This is a genomic window from Chryseobacterium sp. CS3K3.1 (genome assembly GCF_059515165.1).
This window is the reverse complement of sequence record NZ_JCAKRV010000017.1, coordinates 40,739-57,647: the sequence shown is the minus strand read 5'-3', so window position 1 is coordinate 57,647 and position 16,909 is coordinate 40,739. Positions and strand designations below refer to the sequence as shown.

The 16,909-nt window shown below is 36.6% G+C and carries 16 protein-coding genes; 13 read left to right on the top strand and 3 right to left on the bottom strand.

Annotated features, from left to right (window positions below):
- The first annotated feature begins 106 nt into the window (after nucleotides 1–106).
- The 9 genes from AC5YGI_RS15950 (at nucleotide 107) to AC5YGI_RS15910 (ending at nucleotide 8,596) form a co-directional block, all read left to right on the top strand.
- On the top strand, nucleotides 107–1,240 hold the full coding sequence (locus AC5YGI_RS15950) for a 3-hydroxyacyl-CoA dehydrogenase NAD-binding domain-containing protein (protein WP_496168980.1): 1,134 nt from the start codon (nucleotides 107–109) through the stop codon (nucleotides 1,238–1,240).
- A gap of 92 nt (nucleotides 1,241–1,332) precedes the next feature.
- Entirely contained in the window at nucleotides 1,333–1,641 is a 309-nt protein-coding gene (locus AC5YGI_RS15945) for a hypothetical protein (protein ID WP_330745198.1), read from the top strand.
- A 9-nt stretch (nucleotides 1,642–1,650) separates the two neighbouring features.
- Nucleotides 1,651–2,064, top strand: a complete 414-nt coding sequence (locus AC5YGI_RS15940; RefSeq protein ID WP_496168979.1) for a PaaI family thioesterase — start codon at nucleotides 1,651–1,653, stop codon at nucleotides 2,062–2,064.
- Between the two features lie 89 nt (nucleotides 2,065–2,153).
- On the top strand, nucleotides 2,154–3,359 hold the full coding sequence (gene pcaF, locus AC5YGI_RS15935) for a 3-oxoadipyl-CoA thiolase (protein ID WP_496168978.1): 1,206 nt from the start codon (nucleotides 2,154–2,156) through the stop codon (nucleotides 3,357–3,359).
- 102 nt (nucleotides 3,360–3,461) lie between these two features.
- Nucleotides 3,462–4,055: an acyltransferase gene (locus tag AC5YGI_RS15930; protein WP_227943485.1), complete on the top strand. Its 594-nt coding sequence runs from the start codon at nucleotides 3,462–3,464 to the stop codon at nucleotides 4,053–4,055.
- A 95-nt stretch (nucleotides 4,056–4,150) separates the two neighbouring features.
- Nucleotides 4,151–4,729, top strand: coding sequence for a transposase (locus AC5YGI_RS15925; protein WP_330745200.1), 579 nt, complete (start codon nucleotides 4,151–4,153; stop codon nucleotides 4,727–4,729).
- A 58-nt stretch (nucleotides 4,730–4,787) separates the two neighbouring features.
- Nucleotides 4,788–5,615, top strand: coding sequence for an alpha/beta hydrolase (locus tag AC5YGI_RS15920; RefSeq protein WP_496168977.1), 828 nt, complete (start codon nucleotides 4,788–4,790; stop codon nucleotides 5,613–5,615).
- Nucleotides 5,616–5,718: 103 nt separating this feature from the next.
- A complete protein-coding gene (gene paaZ, locus AC5YGI_RS15915; protein ID WP_496168976.1) occupies nucleotides 5,719–8,214 on the top strand; it encodes a phenylacetic acid degradation bifunctional protein PaaZ in 2,496 nt (831 codons plus the stop codon).
- A gap of 220 nt (nucleotides 8,215–8,434) precedes the next feature.
- On the top strand, nucleotides 8,435–8,596 hold the full coding sequence (locus AC5YGI_RS15910) for a bacteriocin-like protein (protein WP_156118866.1): 162 nt from the start codon (nucleotides 8,435–8,437) through the stop codon (nucleotides 8,594–8,596).
- A 57-nt stretch (nucleotides 8,597–8,653) separates the two neighbouring features.
- Here AC5YGI_RS15910 and AC5YGI_RS15905 read toward each other — a convergent pair whose 3' ends face one another.
- A complete protein-coding gene (locus AC5YGI_RS15905) occupies nucleotides 8,654–9,331 on the bottom strand; it encodes a CPBP family intramembrane glutamic endopeptidase (RefSeq protein WP_496168974.1) in 678 nt (225 codons plus the stop codon).
- A gap of 234 nt (nucleotides 9,332–9,565) precedes the next feature.
- Here AC5YGI_RS15905 and AC5YGI_RS15900 point away from each other — a divergent pair, with 234 nt between their 5' ends.
- Nucleotides 9,566–10,336: a DUF4241 domain-containing protein gene (locus tag AC5YGI_RS15900; RefSeq protein ID WP_496168973.1), complete on the top strand. Its 771-nt coding sequence runs from the start codon at nucleotides 9,566–9,568 to the stop codon at nucleotides 10,334–10,336.
- A gap of 2 nt (nucleotides 10,337–10,338) precedes the next feature.
- Nucleotides 10,339–11,025 (top strand): SMUG2 DNA glycosylase family protein, encoded by a 687-nt coding sequence (locus tag AC5YGI_RS15895; RefSeq protein ID WP_496168972.1) that lies wholly within the window; start codon nucleotides 10,339–10,341, stop codon nucleotides 11,023–11,025.
- Between the two features lie 81 nt (nucleotides 11,026–11,106).
- Here the strand turns inward: AC5YGI_RS15895 and AC5YGI_RS15890 are convergent, their stop codons facing one another.
- Together AC5YGI_RS15890 and AC5YGI_RS15885 are read right to left on the bottom strand one after the other, a co-directional pair.
- Nucleotides 11,107–11,928, bottom strand: coding sequence for a T9SS type A sorting domain-containing protein (locus AC5YGI_RS15890; protein WP_496168971.1), 822 nt, complete (start codon nucleotides 11,926–11,928; stop codon nucleotides 11,107–11,109).
- Between the two features lie 37 nt (nucleotides 11,929–11,965).
- Complete coding sequence (locus AC5YGI_RS15885; protein WP_110010685.1) at nucleotides 11,966–12,517, bottom strand: phage tail protein; 552 nt, start codon at nucleotides 12,515–12,517, stop codon at nucleotides 11,966–11,968.
- A 257-nt stretch (nucleotides 12,518–12,774) separates the two neighbouring features.
- Here AC5YGI_RS15885 and AC5YGI_RS15880 point away from each other — a divergent pair, with 257 nt between their 5' ends.
- A complete protein-coding gene (locus tag AC5YGI_RS15880) occupies nucleotides 12,775–13,539 on the top strand; it encodes an enoyl-CoA hydratase/isomerase family protein (RefSeq protein ID WP_330745207.1) in 765 nt (254 codons plus the stop codon).
- A 415-nt stretch (nucleotides 13,540–13,954) separates the two neighbouring features.
- Nucleotides 13,955–16,903, top strand: a complete 2,949-nt coding sequence (locus AC5YGI_RS15875; RefSeq protein ID WP_330745208.1) for a SusC/RagA family TonB-linked outer membrane protein — start codon at nucleotides 13,955–13,957, stop codon at nucleotides 16,901–16,903.
- Nucleotides 16,904–16,909: the final 6 nt, after the last annotated feature.

Below are 16,909 nucleotides of genomic sequence, written 5' to 3'. Positions count from 1 at the left end.
GAACTAATATAACAATGTACCAATGTAGCAGTTTATCAATGAGATGCTTCGACAAGCTCAGCATGACAATGATTGTTACATTGTTACATTGATACACTGTTACATTATGAAATATGTAGGAATTATCGGTGCCGGAACCATGGGAATCGGCATTGCACAAGTAGCCGCCACGAACGGATGCAAAGTATGGGTTTACGATGCCAATGCAAAACAAGTAGAAACGGCAACGGTAGGTTTGGAAAAGACCTTGACCAAATTGGTTGATAAACAAAAAATTTCGGCAGAGAAAATGACTGAAATTTTAGCTAATATTTCCATTGCTACAGAATTGAAAGATTTCAAAGATTGTGAGCTGATTATAGAAGCCATTATCGAAAACAAGGAAATCAAAACCAAGGTGTTTACAGAACTTGAAAATTATGTTTCAGAAAGCTGTATTCTTAGTTCCAATACCTCATCTATTTCTATCACCTCTCTTGGTGCAGAACTCAAGAAGCCGGAACGTTTCATCGGAATTCACTTTTTCAATCCGGCTCCATTGATGCCTTTAGTGGAAGTTATTCCATCCTTATTAACAGAAAAAACATTAGCAGAAAAAATCTACAACCTCATGAAAGAATGGGGGAAGACTCCTGTTATTGCCAAAGATATTCCCGGGTTTATCGTCAACAGAATTGCCAGACCTTACTATGGGGAAGCCCTTAGGATTGTTGAAGAAAATATCGCTACACCGGAACAGGTGGATGAGGCCATGAAAACGTTGGGGAATTTCAAAATGGGACCTTTCGAACTGATGGATCTTATCGGAGTTGATGTGAATTTTGCAGTAACAACTACTGTGTACAAAGATTATTTCTACGATCCGAAATACAAACCGTCTTTATTACAGCAAAGAATGTCTGAAGCCAAACTTCACGGCAGAAAAACAGGAAAAGGTTTCTACGATTACAGTGAAGGAGCAGAAAAACCTGTTGCTCAGAAAGACGATGCTTTATACCAGCAGATCTTTTTAAGAATCATTTCAATGCTGATCAATGAAGCTGTTGAAGCCAAAAGATTAGGAGTTGCCAATGACGAAGATATCGAACTGGCAATGCAAAAAGGCGTCAACTATCCGAAAGGTTTATTAAGCTGGGGTAAAGAAATCGGGTATGCAAAAATCTCCGAAACCCTTCAGAATCTTTACGAGGAATATCAGGAAGAAAGATACAGACAAAGCCCTTTACTTCGTAAATTATAAAATATACCAATGTATCAGTTTATCAATAGAACAATCATTTTATAAACATTGCTAAACTGATAGATTGTTAAATTGCTACATTTAAAAAAATAATGAATATAGATGAATTCAGGGCAGAGCTGGAAACCAGGCTTCTAATTGAGAAACAGTATTTAACTCAGGAAGCATCCTCTGTTGACGAGCAGGAAAGACTTGAGTTACTGGGAAAGTTTAATGAAAAATATAAAGAGCTGATCAAAAGATTAGCCAACGAAAATGGAATTGATTTAAACGCATCCTATCCCTCTGAAAATTCATCAGATTCAGAAAATCTTTCATACGGGCAGATCATTCTGGGTAAAACAATGAACGTTTATGACAGATTATCCGATGAGCTGTATGAGGAAATAACAAACATATAATTAATAGAAATGAATCCAAGACAAGTAGCAGATTATATGTTCAATCAGGATTATTTTTCCCAGTGGATGAATATCAAGATGATTGAAGTAAAAGAAAATTACTGTTTAATAGAAATGCCAATCAAGAAGGATATGCTGAACGGACTGAAAACAGTTCATGGGGGAGTTACCTTTGCTTTTGCAGACTCTGCGCTGGCATTTTCTTCCAACAATACCGGAGATGCTGCCGTAGCATTGAACTGTATCATCAATTTTACCAAAGCCGGAAAAGAAGGTGATGTTTTCAGAGCAGAAAGTATCTTGGTAAATGATACGAGAAAAACAGCTGTTTATGACATTCATATTACCAATCAAAACAAAGAACTGATTGCAAAATTTGTAGGAACAGTTTACAAAATAGGGAAAAAAGTAACAGAATTATAATAAGCAGTAAGCTTGGAGCAATAGGCAGTAAGCTTTTTTGAAGCTGACAGAGCCTACTGCATATAACTTAAAACCTAAAGCAAATAAAAATGAACAACGTATACATCATAGACTATGTCAGAACTCCCATCTCAAAACTACAGGGAGGATTATCAGAAGTAAGAGCCGATGACCTGGCTGCTATTGTTATTAAAGAAGTAGTAGCAAGAAACCCTGAAGTTCCTGTTGAGGAAATTGAAGATGTTATTTTCGGATGCGCCAATCAGGCGGGTGAGGATAATAGAAATGTTGCCAGAATGGGACTTTTACTGGCTGGCCTTCCTTATAAAATCGGTGGAGAAACTGTCAACAGACTATGTGCCTCAGGAATGTCTGCGGTAGCCAATGCATTCCGTTCCATTGCTGCTGGAGAAGGGGAAATTTATATTGCAGGAGGAGTAGAGCATATGACCCGTTCGCCTTACGTGATGTCAAAACCAAGTACTGCCTTCGGAAGAGACAGTCAGATGTTTGATACTACTTTCGGTTGGCGTTTCATCAATCCTAAAATGAAAGAAATGTACGGGGTTGACGGAATGGGGGAAACTGCAGAAAACTTAGCAGATATCCACAAGATCAACAGAGAAGATCAGGATAAATTTGCCCTTTGGTCTCAGCAGAAAGCGACAAAAGCTCAGGAAAGCGGAAGACTGGCAGAAGAAATTGTAAAAGTTGAAATTCCTCAGAGAAAAGGTGATCCAGTCGTTTTTGAAAAAGATGAATTTATTAAACCAACTTCATCGATGGAAGGATTGGCCAAACTTCGTCCCGCTTTCAGAAAAGAAGGAACGGTAACTGCCGGAAACGCCTCAGGAATGAATGACGGAGCCGCTGCTTTGATTTTAGCAAGTGAAGATGCGGTGAAAAAATATGGTTTAAAACCAAAGGCAAAAATTTTAGGATCTTCCGTAGCTGGTGTTGAGCCAAGAATTATGGGAATCGGACCTGTAGAAGCTACCCAAAAGTTATTGAAAAGATTAAACCTTTCCCTGGAAGATATGGATATCATCGAATTAAACGAAGCATTTGCAGCACAGGCATTGGCTGTAACCCGAAGCTTAGGGTTAAAAGATGATGATGCAAGAATAAACCCGAACGGAGGTGCTATTGCCCTCGGCCACCCACTTGGAGTTTCCGGGGCCAGAATCGTAGGTTCTGCAGCAATGGAACTTCAGAAGCAGGATAAAAAGTATGCATTGTGTACCCTTTGTATCGGTGTCGGACAAGGATATGCAATGGTCATTGAAAAAGTATAGCTTTTTAAATAATGTAACAATATAACAGTTATCAATGGTAACAATATTGAATCTATTGCTAGACTGTTATATTGCTAAATTGGTATATTAAATTAAAATTCTATGAACATCTACTCATACCACGGGATTCGTCCCATTATAAAGCCCTCTGCCTACATTCATCCGCAGGCAGTCATTATCGGGAATGTTGAAATAGGTGAGGAAGTATATATTGGTCCCAATGCGGTCATTCGCGGTGACTGGGGGAAAATTATTATTAAAGACGGAGCCAATGTACAGGAAAACTGTACCCTTCATGTTTTCCCGAATATAGAAACGATCCTGGAAGAATCAGCACATATCGGACATGGTGCAATTATTCACTCAGGACATATCGGAAAAAACTGTCTGATTGGAATGAATTCCGTTGTAATGGACAAAGCTTATATTGGTGATGAAAGTATTGTAGGAGCATTGGCTTTTGTACCGGCTAATTTCAGATGTGAACCAAGAAAACTGGTGGTAGGAAGTCCTGCAAAAATTATCCGTGATGTTTCTGATGAAATGATTCACTGGAAAACAGAAGGAACAAAATTATATCAGGAGCTGGCAAGAGAAGGAAAAGAAGCTATTCTTCCTTGCGAACCGTTTACAGAATATGTTCAGCAGATCCCAACCAAAGTTGTGGATTACAGTATCTGGGATGATATAAAATAAAAGTATAACTTATTTTGAATAATTGCTAATAATCAAACCTAACGGGTTTCTAAAACCCGTTAGGTTTAAAAATTTTAATACCAGATTTAAAAAGAATGATTAATACAGAAAATTTTGAATTTGAAGGCACCTATCACATTTTCTCTCATGTAAATGGGACTGAAGTTATTTTTCGTGAACCCTCAAATTATCAATTTTTTCTGGAAAAGATAGAAAAATATATTCTTCAGGTCGCTGATATTTATGCTTACTGTCTGTTACCTAATCATTTTCATTTGTTGTTAAGATTTAAGAATTTTGATGATGTGAATAGTGAAAATGAACATCAGTTTTTAATGAAGCATTTTGGTAATTTATTGAATGCTTATGCTAAAGCTTACAACAAAAAATATAATAGAAAAGGTGCTCTTTTTCTGAATGTGGTAAAACGAAAGAAAATATCTGATGAGAAATATTTATTGAAGGTTCTCCATTATATCCATAATAATCCGGTTAATCACGGATTTGTAAATAAAATTGATCAATGGAAGCATTCTTCGTATAATTCATATTTGAATCCTGAAAAAGAAAGTAAGTTGAATAGAAAGGAGATCATGCAGTATTTTGATTCGGTAGAAGTTTTTAGAGATTATCATAAGTCGACTATTGAATATAATTTTTTAAATTTTGAATAATTGCTAATAATCAAACCTAACGGGTTTCTAAAACCCGTTAGGTTTAACAAAAATAAATATGATTAAAAAAATTGCGTTTGCATGCAGCATAATGTTTGCGGTGGGGTGTACGTTATCAGCACAGACTGTTGCTACAAAACCGCTTACAATAGGAGAAGTAAGGACCATTAAGTCTAAAACCTTAAATGAAGACAGAACGCTGAATATTTATCTTCCACAGGGATATGATAAAACAAAATCATACCCGGTGATCTATTTATTGGATGGAAGTATGAACGAAGATTTTATTCACGTTACAGGACTAGTACAATTCTTTAATCAGATGTATTCCATGCCGGAAACCATTGTGGTGGGAGTTGCTAATGTAGACCGAAAAAGAGATTTTACCTTTCATACGGATTTAAAAGACTTACAGAAAGACTATCCTACAACAGGACATTCTGATAAGTTTATTGCATTCGTTGAAAAAGAATTAAAACCTTACGTGGAAAGCCAGTTCAAAACTACAGATAAATACCTTTTCGGTCAGTCTTTGGGAGGACTTTTGGCAACAGAAATCCTTTTAAAAAAGCCGGAAATGTTCAATAACTATTTTATCATCAGCCCAAGTTTGTGGTGGGATGACGAAAGTCTTTTAAAACAGGCTCCACAACTGCTTTCAAAATCTGCGGATACTAAAAAATTCGTTTATGTTTCTGTAGGGAAAGGTGAACATCCGGTGATGGTAAAAGACGCAGAAGCTTTCTATGATGTTTTGAAAAAAGCAGGAAAGAAAAACTGGACATTGGAATATAAAATGATGGAAACAGACAATCACGCAACCATTCTTCACAGAAGTTTATATGAAGGATTGGTGAAAATGTTTCCCTATCAGGAACCGAAATAAAAATAAATGTAACAATATACCACTGTAAAAATGTAACAATAAATCCACAGCAAACAATTATTGGTAAACTGTTACACTTCTACATTTATAAATTAAATATTTTATGGAAAAGTTAAAAAACTATATCTACGGACAATGGGTAGAAGGTACCGGAAACGGAATTCCTTTGTACAATGCCGTTACAGGAGAACAGGTAGCTGTTTCCGATACAGAAGGGCTTAATTTTGAACAGGCTCTTGACTACGGAAGAACCGTAGGATATAAAAACCTTTCTTCAATGACTTTCTACGACCGTGGAGAAATGTTGAAAAAAGTAGCACTTTACTTACTGGAAAGAAAGAAAAAATACTACGATTTATCATACAAAACAGGAGCTACCCACGTAGATTCCTGGGTAGATATTGAAGGAGGTTTCGGAACTTTCTTTACTTATTCCGGATTGGCAAAAAGAATGCTACCTAATACTTCATTTTGGGTAGATGGTGACACTCAGAAGATTTCTGCTAACGGAACTTTCTTAGGAACGCATATCTTAACACCAAGTGAAGGTGTTTCTGTACAGATAAATGCTTATAACTTTCCGGTGTGGGGTATGTTGGAAAAATTATCCACTTCCTTGCTGGCAGGTGTCCCTTCTATTGTAAAACCATCTTCTTTCGGATCTTACCTTACCAATGCAGTGTTCCAGGATATGATTGAAAGTGGAGTCTTGCCTGAAGGAGCTGTTCAGTTAGTATGTGGAGAGCCGGGAAATATTTTAGACTATGTTCAGGACGGAGATTCTGTATTGTTTACAGGTTCAGCAACTACAGGAAGAAAATTAAAATCACTTCCTTCTATCGCAGGAAATGCCGTTCGTTTCAACATGGAAGCAGATTCCCTGAACTGTTCAATTCTTGGATTGGAAGCAAAACCGGGAACACCTGAATTCGATCTGTTTATCAAAGAAGTTCGTAACGAAATGACGACAAAAGCAGGACAGAAATGTACTGCGATCAGAAGAATCATCGTTCCTGAGCATTTAATCGGTGATGTTCAGAATGCTTTGTCTAAAGCTTTAGATCAGACAAAAATCGGAAACCCATTAAGCAGAGAAACCAAAATGGGATCTTTGGTGGGAAGACAGCAGTATGAAGAAGTTCTGAGAAAAGTAAATCTATTAAAATCAGAAACAGAACTTGTCTATGACGGAAAACACGAACTGGTAGATGCTAATTATGAAAATGGAGCATTTATGAGTCCAAAACTATTCCTGAACGACAAACCTTTTGAAAAAAATATCTCTCACGATGTAGAAGCTTTCGGACCGGTATCTACATTAATGCCGTATAAAGATGCTGAAGAAGCTGCTGCACTGGCAAAAAGAGGAAAAGGAAGTCTGGTAGGATCTATCGTTTCTCATGACGAAAACTTTATCGCCGAAACTTCGTGGAAAATGGCCTCTCAGCACGGAAGAATCTTTGTATTGAACAGAGATAATGCTAAAGAAAGCACAGGTCATGGTTCTCCACTTCCGACACTGATGCACGGAGGTCCTGGTAGAGCGGGAGGTGGTGAAGAAATGGGCGGATTAAGTGGTCTTCATTTCTTCTTACAGAAAACAGCTATTCAGGGATCACCGGATGTTCTGAAAGCAATCACTAAGATTTATCAGCAGGGAGCAGAGAAAAAATTCTCAGACAAACATCCTTTCCAGAAATATTTTGAGGAAGTGGAAGTAGGAGACTCTTTGGAAACAGCAGGAAGAACTGTTACTGATGCCGATATCGTTAATTTCTCCAATGTTTCATGGGACCATTTCTATGCCCATACAGATGCAACAAGTTTAACAGGCACTATTTTCGATAAGACGGTTGCTCATGGATATTTTATCCTTTCAGCAGCAGCAGGATTATTTGTTTCAGGTAAAAAAGGACCTGTAATTGCTAATTACGGATTGGAAGACTGCAGCTTCTTCAAACCTGTATACGCCGGAGATACCATCACGGTTTATTTAACAGCAAAAGAAAAAATCAACAGAGGAGTAAAAGGAAGAAATATCCCTTCCGGTGTTGTAAAATGGCTGGTTGAGGTTGTAAACCAAAGAGATGAGATTGTATGTGTAGCAACGATCCTGACATTGGTAGCAAAACAATCTCCTTTCATCGATCTGAATGTAAAAAATATTCAGAAAATATTGAATGGATTAACGGAAAGTACTCCTGCGCTTTGGGGAAAAATGTCTCCGCAGCAGATGATTGAGCATTTAGAGCAAGCGGTATTGGTGAGTTTTGGAGAACCCGAAGCAGAAAAATGTTTCACTCCTGAAGAAAATCTTGAAAAATGGCAGGATTCTCTTTACAATCACAGAGCAATGCCGAAAGAATTCACAGCTCCATTCCTTCCTCAGGATGGCTCACTTCCGGAACCCAAACATAAAAATCTGGAAGCCGCAAAATTATCATTCATGGATAACCTGAAGAAATTTGTAATCTACTACAAGGAAAATCCACAGGCAGAGCACATGAATTACGTTTTCGGAAAACTGAATAAAGAAATGTGGGAACTGATGCACAAAAAGCATTTTACCCACCACTTCCAGCAATTTGGATTGATTTAATTCAGGAAAATATAAATTTGAAATCCCTTTCAGTAATTGAAAGGGATTTTTTAATGGACAATTACCCATGTCAACGTTTAAAACCTTGATAAGGATGTTGGTTGGCTGTAATGTATTTTATTTCAGTTGGTTATTTTGTTTTTGTTTGAAAAATTACTAATTTTAATAGGCGAAATCCGAAAAGCATACAGAGTAGGAGAGAACATCAAAACAAATCACTATGAAAAACTTAAAAAAACTTTCAAGACATGAGTTGAGATCTCTTAAAGGTTCCGGACCAAACTGGTCTTGTGTCCTTAATCCTTGTCCTCCCGGAAGCTGTTGTCTTCCTGGAAGATGGCCTGATATTGCTAGAGCATGTTATATATGTGCGGACTCTTAGACTTTTTTAACTTAAAACAATACACAAAGCTGCTACTCCTCGTGAATTGGCAGCTTTTTATATTTTTTTCTTAAGCTTAAAATATCCGTACATTAAAATGGGTAACGCGAATATCTGAAACAAAAAAACAAGCAGTGAGGGAATTCCTTCCAGATGATTTGCATTAACTTTTATAAGGAGCTGTTTGCCAAGCGGTCCGTTCGAGAATATCAGAATATTAAACAAATTCCAGCCCAGGTGAAGACCTATAGGAAGGTACAAAGATTTTGTCTTAGCAAAGGACACTGCGAGCATCCACCCAAAAATAGAGGTCATTACAAAAATAATTACCATTTGAAAAGGATTTCCGAATGCACTATAGGAAAACCAGTGGTAAACTCCAAAGCAGACGGCAGATAAAATGCAGGCTTTTGTTGTTCCCCATTTTTCAATAGCAAGATATAGCAAAGCCCCTCTGAAAAGTAATTCTTCAAACAATACAGACTTCAGAACCCACCATATACCCATCAATAAAACGGATAATGTAAGTTGCTTATTCAGAATCCAGCCATTATTGATGAATGCAGTTGTCATGATGTGATAAAGGCTGCAAATGGCAGCGGCCAAAAGAAGACCAATGCTCCAATGAACCAGCCTTGTTGGGGTAGGCTTAAATCCTAAAACAGAAAGATCCTTTTTTGCTATAAAATTAAGGAGAAGCCATGAAATGATAAGCTCAATGATAATTCCGATCATAGGTTAAAAGTTTTTGTTGGGTGAAGCTGCTATTTCATTGAAAACGAATTTAATAAAAAAAATAATATGAATTAAAACTTAGGAAGGGGATCATGAAATATGATAATTCAGTTTCTTTTTGATCGATAATTTATTTAAGTGAATGATTAAGTTTTAACATATTCTTAGTTTCAGCTTCTTCTTTCTCTTGTAAAAAAGTACTAATTTTAAAATTCAATCATAAAATCGAGAGCAATGAACGAAAGCTGGATGCAAAAATGGGAAGAAGTAAAAAATATTCTGGTTTGTCCTACAGATCTGGAAACATATTTTATTTCTGATGAAATTATGGGGCTGGAAATGGAGACCATGAAAATTGGAAATGTTTCTCTTCCTTCCGGAAAAGTGGTGGTAAGAGATCCGCTGGTGTCTCTGAATGCCAATCAATCGCCTTATTTTATTCAGGCTCCGAAAGGAAATTTTCCTGTAACTATTGCCGTAGTGAAATCTGAAGACTGGGGTAATAGATATGCTGTAGTAAAAGTTGAATTTACCAAAGAAAAGCCTGTTGTTTATAGAGAGGCCTTAGTTGGAATTGAAGAGTTAGAGGGAGTGACTGCAGACGATTTTTTTGGTTTCGGGGTTGATGCAGGTTTGGGTTGTATTACAGATAAAGAGGTGCTTCCTTTTGTAGACCAATTTGTAGATAAAATAGATGTCAATAATGTTTATGATGATTATTTCGCTGAGCTTTTCTCACAAAGCTATAAAGATTATCCCAACAATCAGAGAGAAGCAGGAGACTGGATCAACTGGACGGTTCCAGGTACCGACTATCAGATTCCGATGTTTGCAAGTGGTTTTGGCGATGGTACTTATCCTGTGTACTTTGCTTATGATACTAACGAGGAAGTTTGTGGTTTATACATTCAATTTATTGATATTGAATTGGCTTTAAGTGAAGAAGATGAAGATGAGGATATTGATGATGATGAGCCTGAAAATTTTATTTTTTCTAAAAACTAAATATGAATACAACTTTTGCAGAGCATGTTATTACGTTCAATGAAAACCTGAACTATACAGGGTATCTACCTGAAGGTTTTGATGTTCTGAATCCGTATCTGGAAAATCCTGAAACATTGGTGGTAATGCAGAAGTTTTATCATAAATATTATAATGATTCATCTCGGAGAAAATTTATCATTGGAATCAATCCAAGCCGTCATGGAGCTGGAGTAACAGGAGTCCCGTTTACCGATACCAAAAGATTGGAAAGTGTCTGCGGAATCAAAATGGGATCTGCCCATACTCATGAAGTTTCTTCTGTATTTATGTATGACATGATTGATGACTATGGCGGAGCTGATCTTTTCTATAAAGATATTTATATCAATTCTCCATTTCCGCTGGCTATTGTAAGAAAAACAAAAAACGGCTGGCTCAATGCCAACTATTATGATGATAAAGAACTCTTCAATTCAGTCAAAGATTTTATGATCGAATCTTTGAAGAAGCATATCAGCCTTAATCTGGATACCTCAGAAGTTTTTGTTCTGGGTAAAAAGAATGCCGAATTCATTTCAAAATTAAACAAAGAAACCCAACTCTTTGAGACGATGACCGTTCTGGAGCATCCAAGATATATCCAGCAGTACAAATCAAAAGAAAAACAGCTTTATATAGACAAATATATTTTAGCTCTGAAAAAATGACAAAATCCCTTCGTTAAAAGGGATTTGTCATTCATGAATTAGAATCTTTGTGAGATATGGAACTTATAAAATTTCCTGATATTAGTTTTTAATAACTTTGGTAGATTCTGTTGCTGTTTTAATAATATAAACCCCTTTTGGAAGCTCTGAAATATTAACCTCATTATTTCCTTTTTGAGTTTGAATAGTTTTCAGCATTTTACCATCCAGGTTGTAGATTTTAGCTTCACTTGCTTTTTCAGTTGTAATAGAAAGAGGTCCGTTGGTTGGATTAGGATAAACAGTCAGGTCTTTTTTGGTGCTTTTAGCTTCCGAAGTCCCCAGTACCAGATTGCTGTCTTTTACCGAGGTAAAAGCATCGAAGCCTACATATCGGAAGGCTCCGTTTGCTGTGATTTGTAACTCGTCAATCACAATATTTGAGTAATTCTGACCATTTAAGTTGGTAAGATCAATCAAAGTATATCCATTCGTGCTGCCTAAGCTTGTTGCAAATCCGGTTGTTTTTGTTTGGGTAAATTTTGTTACGCCACTTAGTTTTCCGGTTACAGTAAGTGTTCCTGCAACATTAAGATCCAGGTTCAATGCAGAAAGATACATCCAGAATCTGTTTACTTTAAACAGATTGGAAGTGGTTTTTATACTGAATGATGGCGGAGATTGAGTATTGTTAGAATTATCAATGTATCTGTTATCATTAGCTGTTCCACTCCAGCCGGTTCCCGGGAAATTCCCCTGAATATCAAAAACACTTACATGTGAAATGATATTAAAGATGACTCCATTATCGGTGAAGCTGGTACTTCCGTGCGATTCCGTTTCAAATTGTTCTGTACTGGTCTGCCCGAATGAAAAAACTGAAATGAGCAGACTACAGATTGCTAAAAAAGTAGTGCTTTTCATGATATTTGGTTTTAAATGTTAGGTTATGGTGTGGATATTAATCCCTTGGCGGATAAATACCTTCAACACAAATGATATAATTTAAGCCTAGGTAAGGAGGCATATTATTCAACGGTAAGCCTTGCCCTGTATAAGAAATACTTAACGGATTAATAGTTGTATCAGGGTTGGCATCATTCACAAAACTCGGTACTGCATTGAAATCTCTTCCCACTTGCGTTCCTGAAATGGCAATTGTTGAGGTAGCTGTAGGAGTAGATGAATTGGCATTTTTATTCGCTACTTTAAGCTGGAATCCGGCCCCTATGCTTGGGAGGTTCGATGATAAAAGAGTATTTTGTGTTGTACCGGATACGATTCCCAAAGGGTAACTTTCGCCGGAGTTTACATTCCCTGCTCCCAAAGCCATACGTCCTTTTAAGTTAGGCAGGGCAAAAGTAGTGATGCCGTCTCCACCGTAAGTTGTTCCTAAAATAGAAAATAAAGCAGAATTTCTTGAGATGCTTATTAAACTTCCATCACAAAACATCCAGCCTCTAGGTGCGAAATTTCCTGCAAATAATTTTACGATTCCAATGTACTCGTCCATGATAATATGTTTTTAGTTTTTAGATTTCTTACTCTTTTTACAGGCTTTTCAGATTCCGCCTTTTGGTTATTATTTCTTAGTTCAAAGGAACAATTAATAAAAGGCAGGTACTAGAGTAGAAAATACCAAATTAAAAACTCCGTATTTCTACGTAATAATGTCTTGAATTTTGCGGATTCGGAAAAGAAAATTTATCCTTTAAGTTTCTCTGAACGAGCTGTATTTCGTATTTTTGTAAGAATCCAATAAAAATAAAAATGAGCGAATTTGTAGCATCAGAAATTAAAAATAATATTGCCGAAATCAGTTTCGGAACACCTAAAAGTAATTCTCTTCCAGGAGCAATTTTGGAAAAACTGGCAGAAACTATCCTTGAAGAGGGGGCAAAAGAAGAAGTGAAAGCTATTTTAGTGAAAAGTGCAGGTGAGAAGGCTTTCTGTGCAGGAGCAAGCTTTGACGAGCTCTTAGCCATTGAGGAACTTGAAGCTTCAACACAATTTTTCGGAGGTTTTGCCAAAGTTTTAAATGCAATGAGAAACTGTGGGAAAATTGTTGTGGTAAGAGTACAGGGAAAAACTACCGGCGGAGGAGTAGGAATTGCCTGCGGGGCAGATTATTGTTTTGCTACTAAAGACTCGGCTCTGGCACTTACAGAAATCAATCTTGGAATCGGACCTTTTGTAATCGGCCCTTATGTTGAAAGAAAAATAGGTAAGTCACAATTCTCCGCAATGGCCATTGATGCAGATTTCAGATCTGCTGAATGGGCTGAGCAACATAATATTTACCATTCTGTTTCAGATACTATTGAAGAAATGGATGAAAAGCTGGAAAAATTTTTACAGACTTTAGCATCCAGAAGCAGTGATGCATTGGCATTAATTAAAAAAGTTTCATGGGAAGGAACAGATCATTTCAATGAATTGATGCCGGCAAGAATTCACATGAGCGCCAGTCTTATTCTTGAAGATTCTGCAAAGAAAAATATTGAGTCTATTAAAGAAAGGTTAAGAGTGAAGTAATTTTTTAATTGTTTTAAAAAAAAGTATTTTATCTAAATATGATCCGGGAAACATTGTTTTTACGGATTTTTTGTGTTCTATCTTAATCTTAGATTCTAATGTTTTTAATAGAAATCTAGCATTTTTCTTTGTGTTTTTTATATTATTCATATATTATTTTATCTAATTGTTTTTCTGTGCTAATAAAATGATAATTTTAGTATAATATTTTTATTGTTTTAACTAATTTTAAATAACTGTTTAATATTTTTAAAACTAAATTAACTCAATTTTAACTTATATTTTTAATTAATATTGATTAATTGATTAAAAGTATAAGTCATTTGTGGTTAATTTATTTAAATATCTTTTTTGTTGCCTTTTTATTAATTTTTGTTACATATATTTGCATTCATACTGTTAAAATATGTTAAATATGAAAATTAAGTTAATATTGAGTGCTGCTGTGCTGTTCTTCGTAGGAGGCCACATGGTAGAAGCCCAAAAGGCTAAGCGTGACACCATACCTCAGGATACTAAGATTGATGAAATTGTGGTGGTTGCCTATGGAAGCCAGAAAAGAGAAACAATGGTTGGCTCCAATACAGAAGTTAAAGCAAAACAATTTGCAGACCGTCCGATAACAAGTATCGGGCAGGCGCTGGACGGTGCCAGTGCCGGTGTTAAGGTAAGTACGGGTACAGGGCAGCCGGGAAGCTCGCCAAGTATTCAGATCCGTGGAATAGGTTCTTACGGAATTACAACAAATCCTTTATACGTAGTAGACGGGACTATATATACCGGTTCTCTTGCTGCTATCAATCCCAATGATATTGCATCTTACAATATTCTGAAAGATGCTGCTTCTACTTCTTTGTATGGTTCCGCAGCTGCTAATGGTGTTGTTTTGATTACCACAAAGTCAGGAAGAAAAGGAAAAGATGCATTCAACTTTAGTATGAGTACCGGAGCGGTAGGAAGATCAATCCCGGAATATGACAGAGTGAACGTTCATCAGTATTATCCTCTCATCTGGGAGTCAATAAGAAATGGTAGAATGACCTCAATACCCGGTACAACTTTAGCTGATGCCAATGCTTATGCTACAGCACAGTTGATTTCCGGAGTTTTAAAAACCAATGTTTTTAATGTTCCCGATAATCAGTTAGTTGTCAATGGTATTTTGAATCCAGATGCTAAACTTAAATATACAGATTTAGACTGGCAGAAACCTTTGATGAATACAGGTTTCAGACAGAATTATGAATTGAATTACAGTGGTGGAAGTAATACTACGACATATTTTTCTTCAGTAGGATATACCAATGAAACAGGATATCTTATCAAGTCAGATTTTGAAAGATTTACAGCAAGATTAAAAGTAGATTCTCAAGTAAAAAGCTGGTTAAAACTAGGAACAAGCATCAGTGGGGTATCTTCCAACGGAAACAATTCTGTTGAAGGTGTGGATAATAATTCTGCTTATATCAACCCATACAGATGGACAAGAACGATGGGGCCAATCTACAGCCCTTATGCTCATGATCCAAATACATTTGCTACACTGTATGATGCTGCAGGGAATATTGTGTATGATGCCGGAAGTGCCAGAGGTGCTGATGCAGCGGCGGGAAGAAATGTAATTCAGGAAACGCTTTTGAATAAAGATCTATCTAAAAACTACTATATTATTTCCAGAGCATATGCTGAGATCAAAGTAGATCCATATCTTACTTTGTCTACCAACGCAGGGTATGATATCAGAAATAACAGAAGAAGTACCTATGGAAATAAGATTATTGGTGATGCGGCTCCCGGAGGTTCAGCAGAAAAATTTAGTTTTACCGAACAAACCTTTACCTGGAATCAGCTCCTGAATTATAAAAGAAAATTTGGAGACCATAATTTTGAATTTCTTTTAGGGCATGAAAACTACAAATTCATGTATGAATACCTTTATGGATATAAAAAAGGTCAGATCGTAGATGATAATGACGAACTGGTTAACTTTGTTACTCCATCAACGCTTACCTCACGTACAGACAATTACAGAAAGGAAGGGGTCTTTTCTAGATTGAATTATGATTATAAATCAAAATATTTACTTTCAGGATCTATCCGCTGGGATGGTTCGTCCAGATTCGCCAAAGATGTAAGGTGGGATTCATTCTGGTCTCTTGGTGCAGGATGGAGACTGAAAGGAGAAGAGTTCTTAAGTAATTCTAATCTTATCAGTGAATTGAAATTAAGAGGATCATATGGTGAAGTAGGAAATGATAGAACAGATAGTTATTATATGTATAAAAGTACTTATACTTTAGGGTACAATAATGCTCAGGAACCTGGGATTTTATTCGGTTTTTTAGCAGATCCATCAATTACCTGGGAGACTAACAAACAAACCGATGTCGGGATTGATTTCGGATTCTTAAACAACAGAATTACAGGGTCGGTAGAATATTATAACAGAGTAACTGAAGATCTGATCTTCCCTGTCCCTCTTCCTGTTTCTGCAGGTGTTCCTGATAATACGATTAGCCGAAATGTTGGGACAATGTACAACCGTGGATTTGAATTCACTGTTAATGCTGATATTATTAAAAACCAAAATTTTACGTGGAATATTAATGCGAATGCATCAACACTAAAAAACCAGATTACAGAACTTTCCAATGGAATAACGGAAATTATTAACGGAACTAAAAAGATTTCTGTAGGACATTCAGTGTACGATTATTGGCTAAGACAGTGGTATGGTGTGGATCCTGCAGATGGTTCTCCTTTATTCCTTGTTGCTGACGCGTATGTAAATACAACAGCTGCTGATATAAGAACAGTGAATGGCCAAAAAGTCACCACTAATTTCAATAAAGCAAAATATGACTATTCTGGCACAGCGATTCCTGACTTGTTCGGAAGTTTTGGAACTACAATTACCTATAAACAATGGTCATTATCTGCAATGTTTACCTATCAGTTAGGTGGAAAAACGTACGATTCCAACTATGCTGCTTTGATGTCTAGTTACTCACAGGGAGGAGCTTTAAGTACCGATATTCTGGATAGATGGACAACTCCGGGACAAATCACAGATATTCCTGCATTGAACTCTTCAACGTATACGAGTTCGAATGCTGGTTCATCAAGGTGGTTGATAAGTTCAGATTTTCTTACATTCAGACAAGCTACTTTAAGTTATAGCTTTACTCCTGAAACTTTATCTCAGCTTGGGGTTTCAGGATTAAGAATCCTTATTTCCGGCGAAAACTTATGGAGTAAAACGGCAAGAAAAGGATTAGAACCTGCTCAGGCTTTTAATGGAACAACCACCAATAGATATACTCCGGCGAGAGTAGTGACTATTGGATTTAATGTATCTTTTTAAAAAATT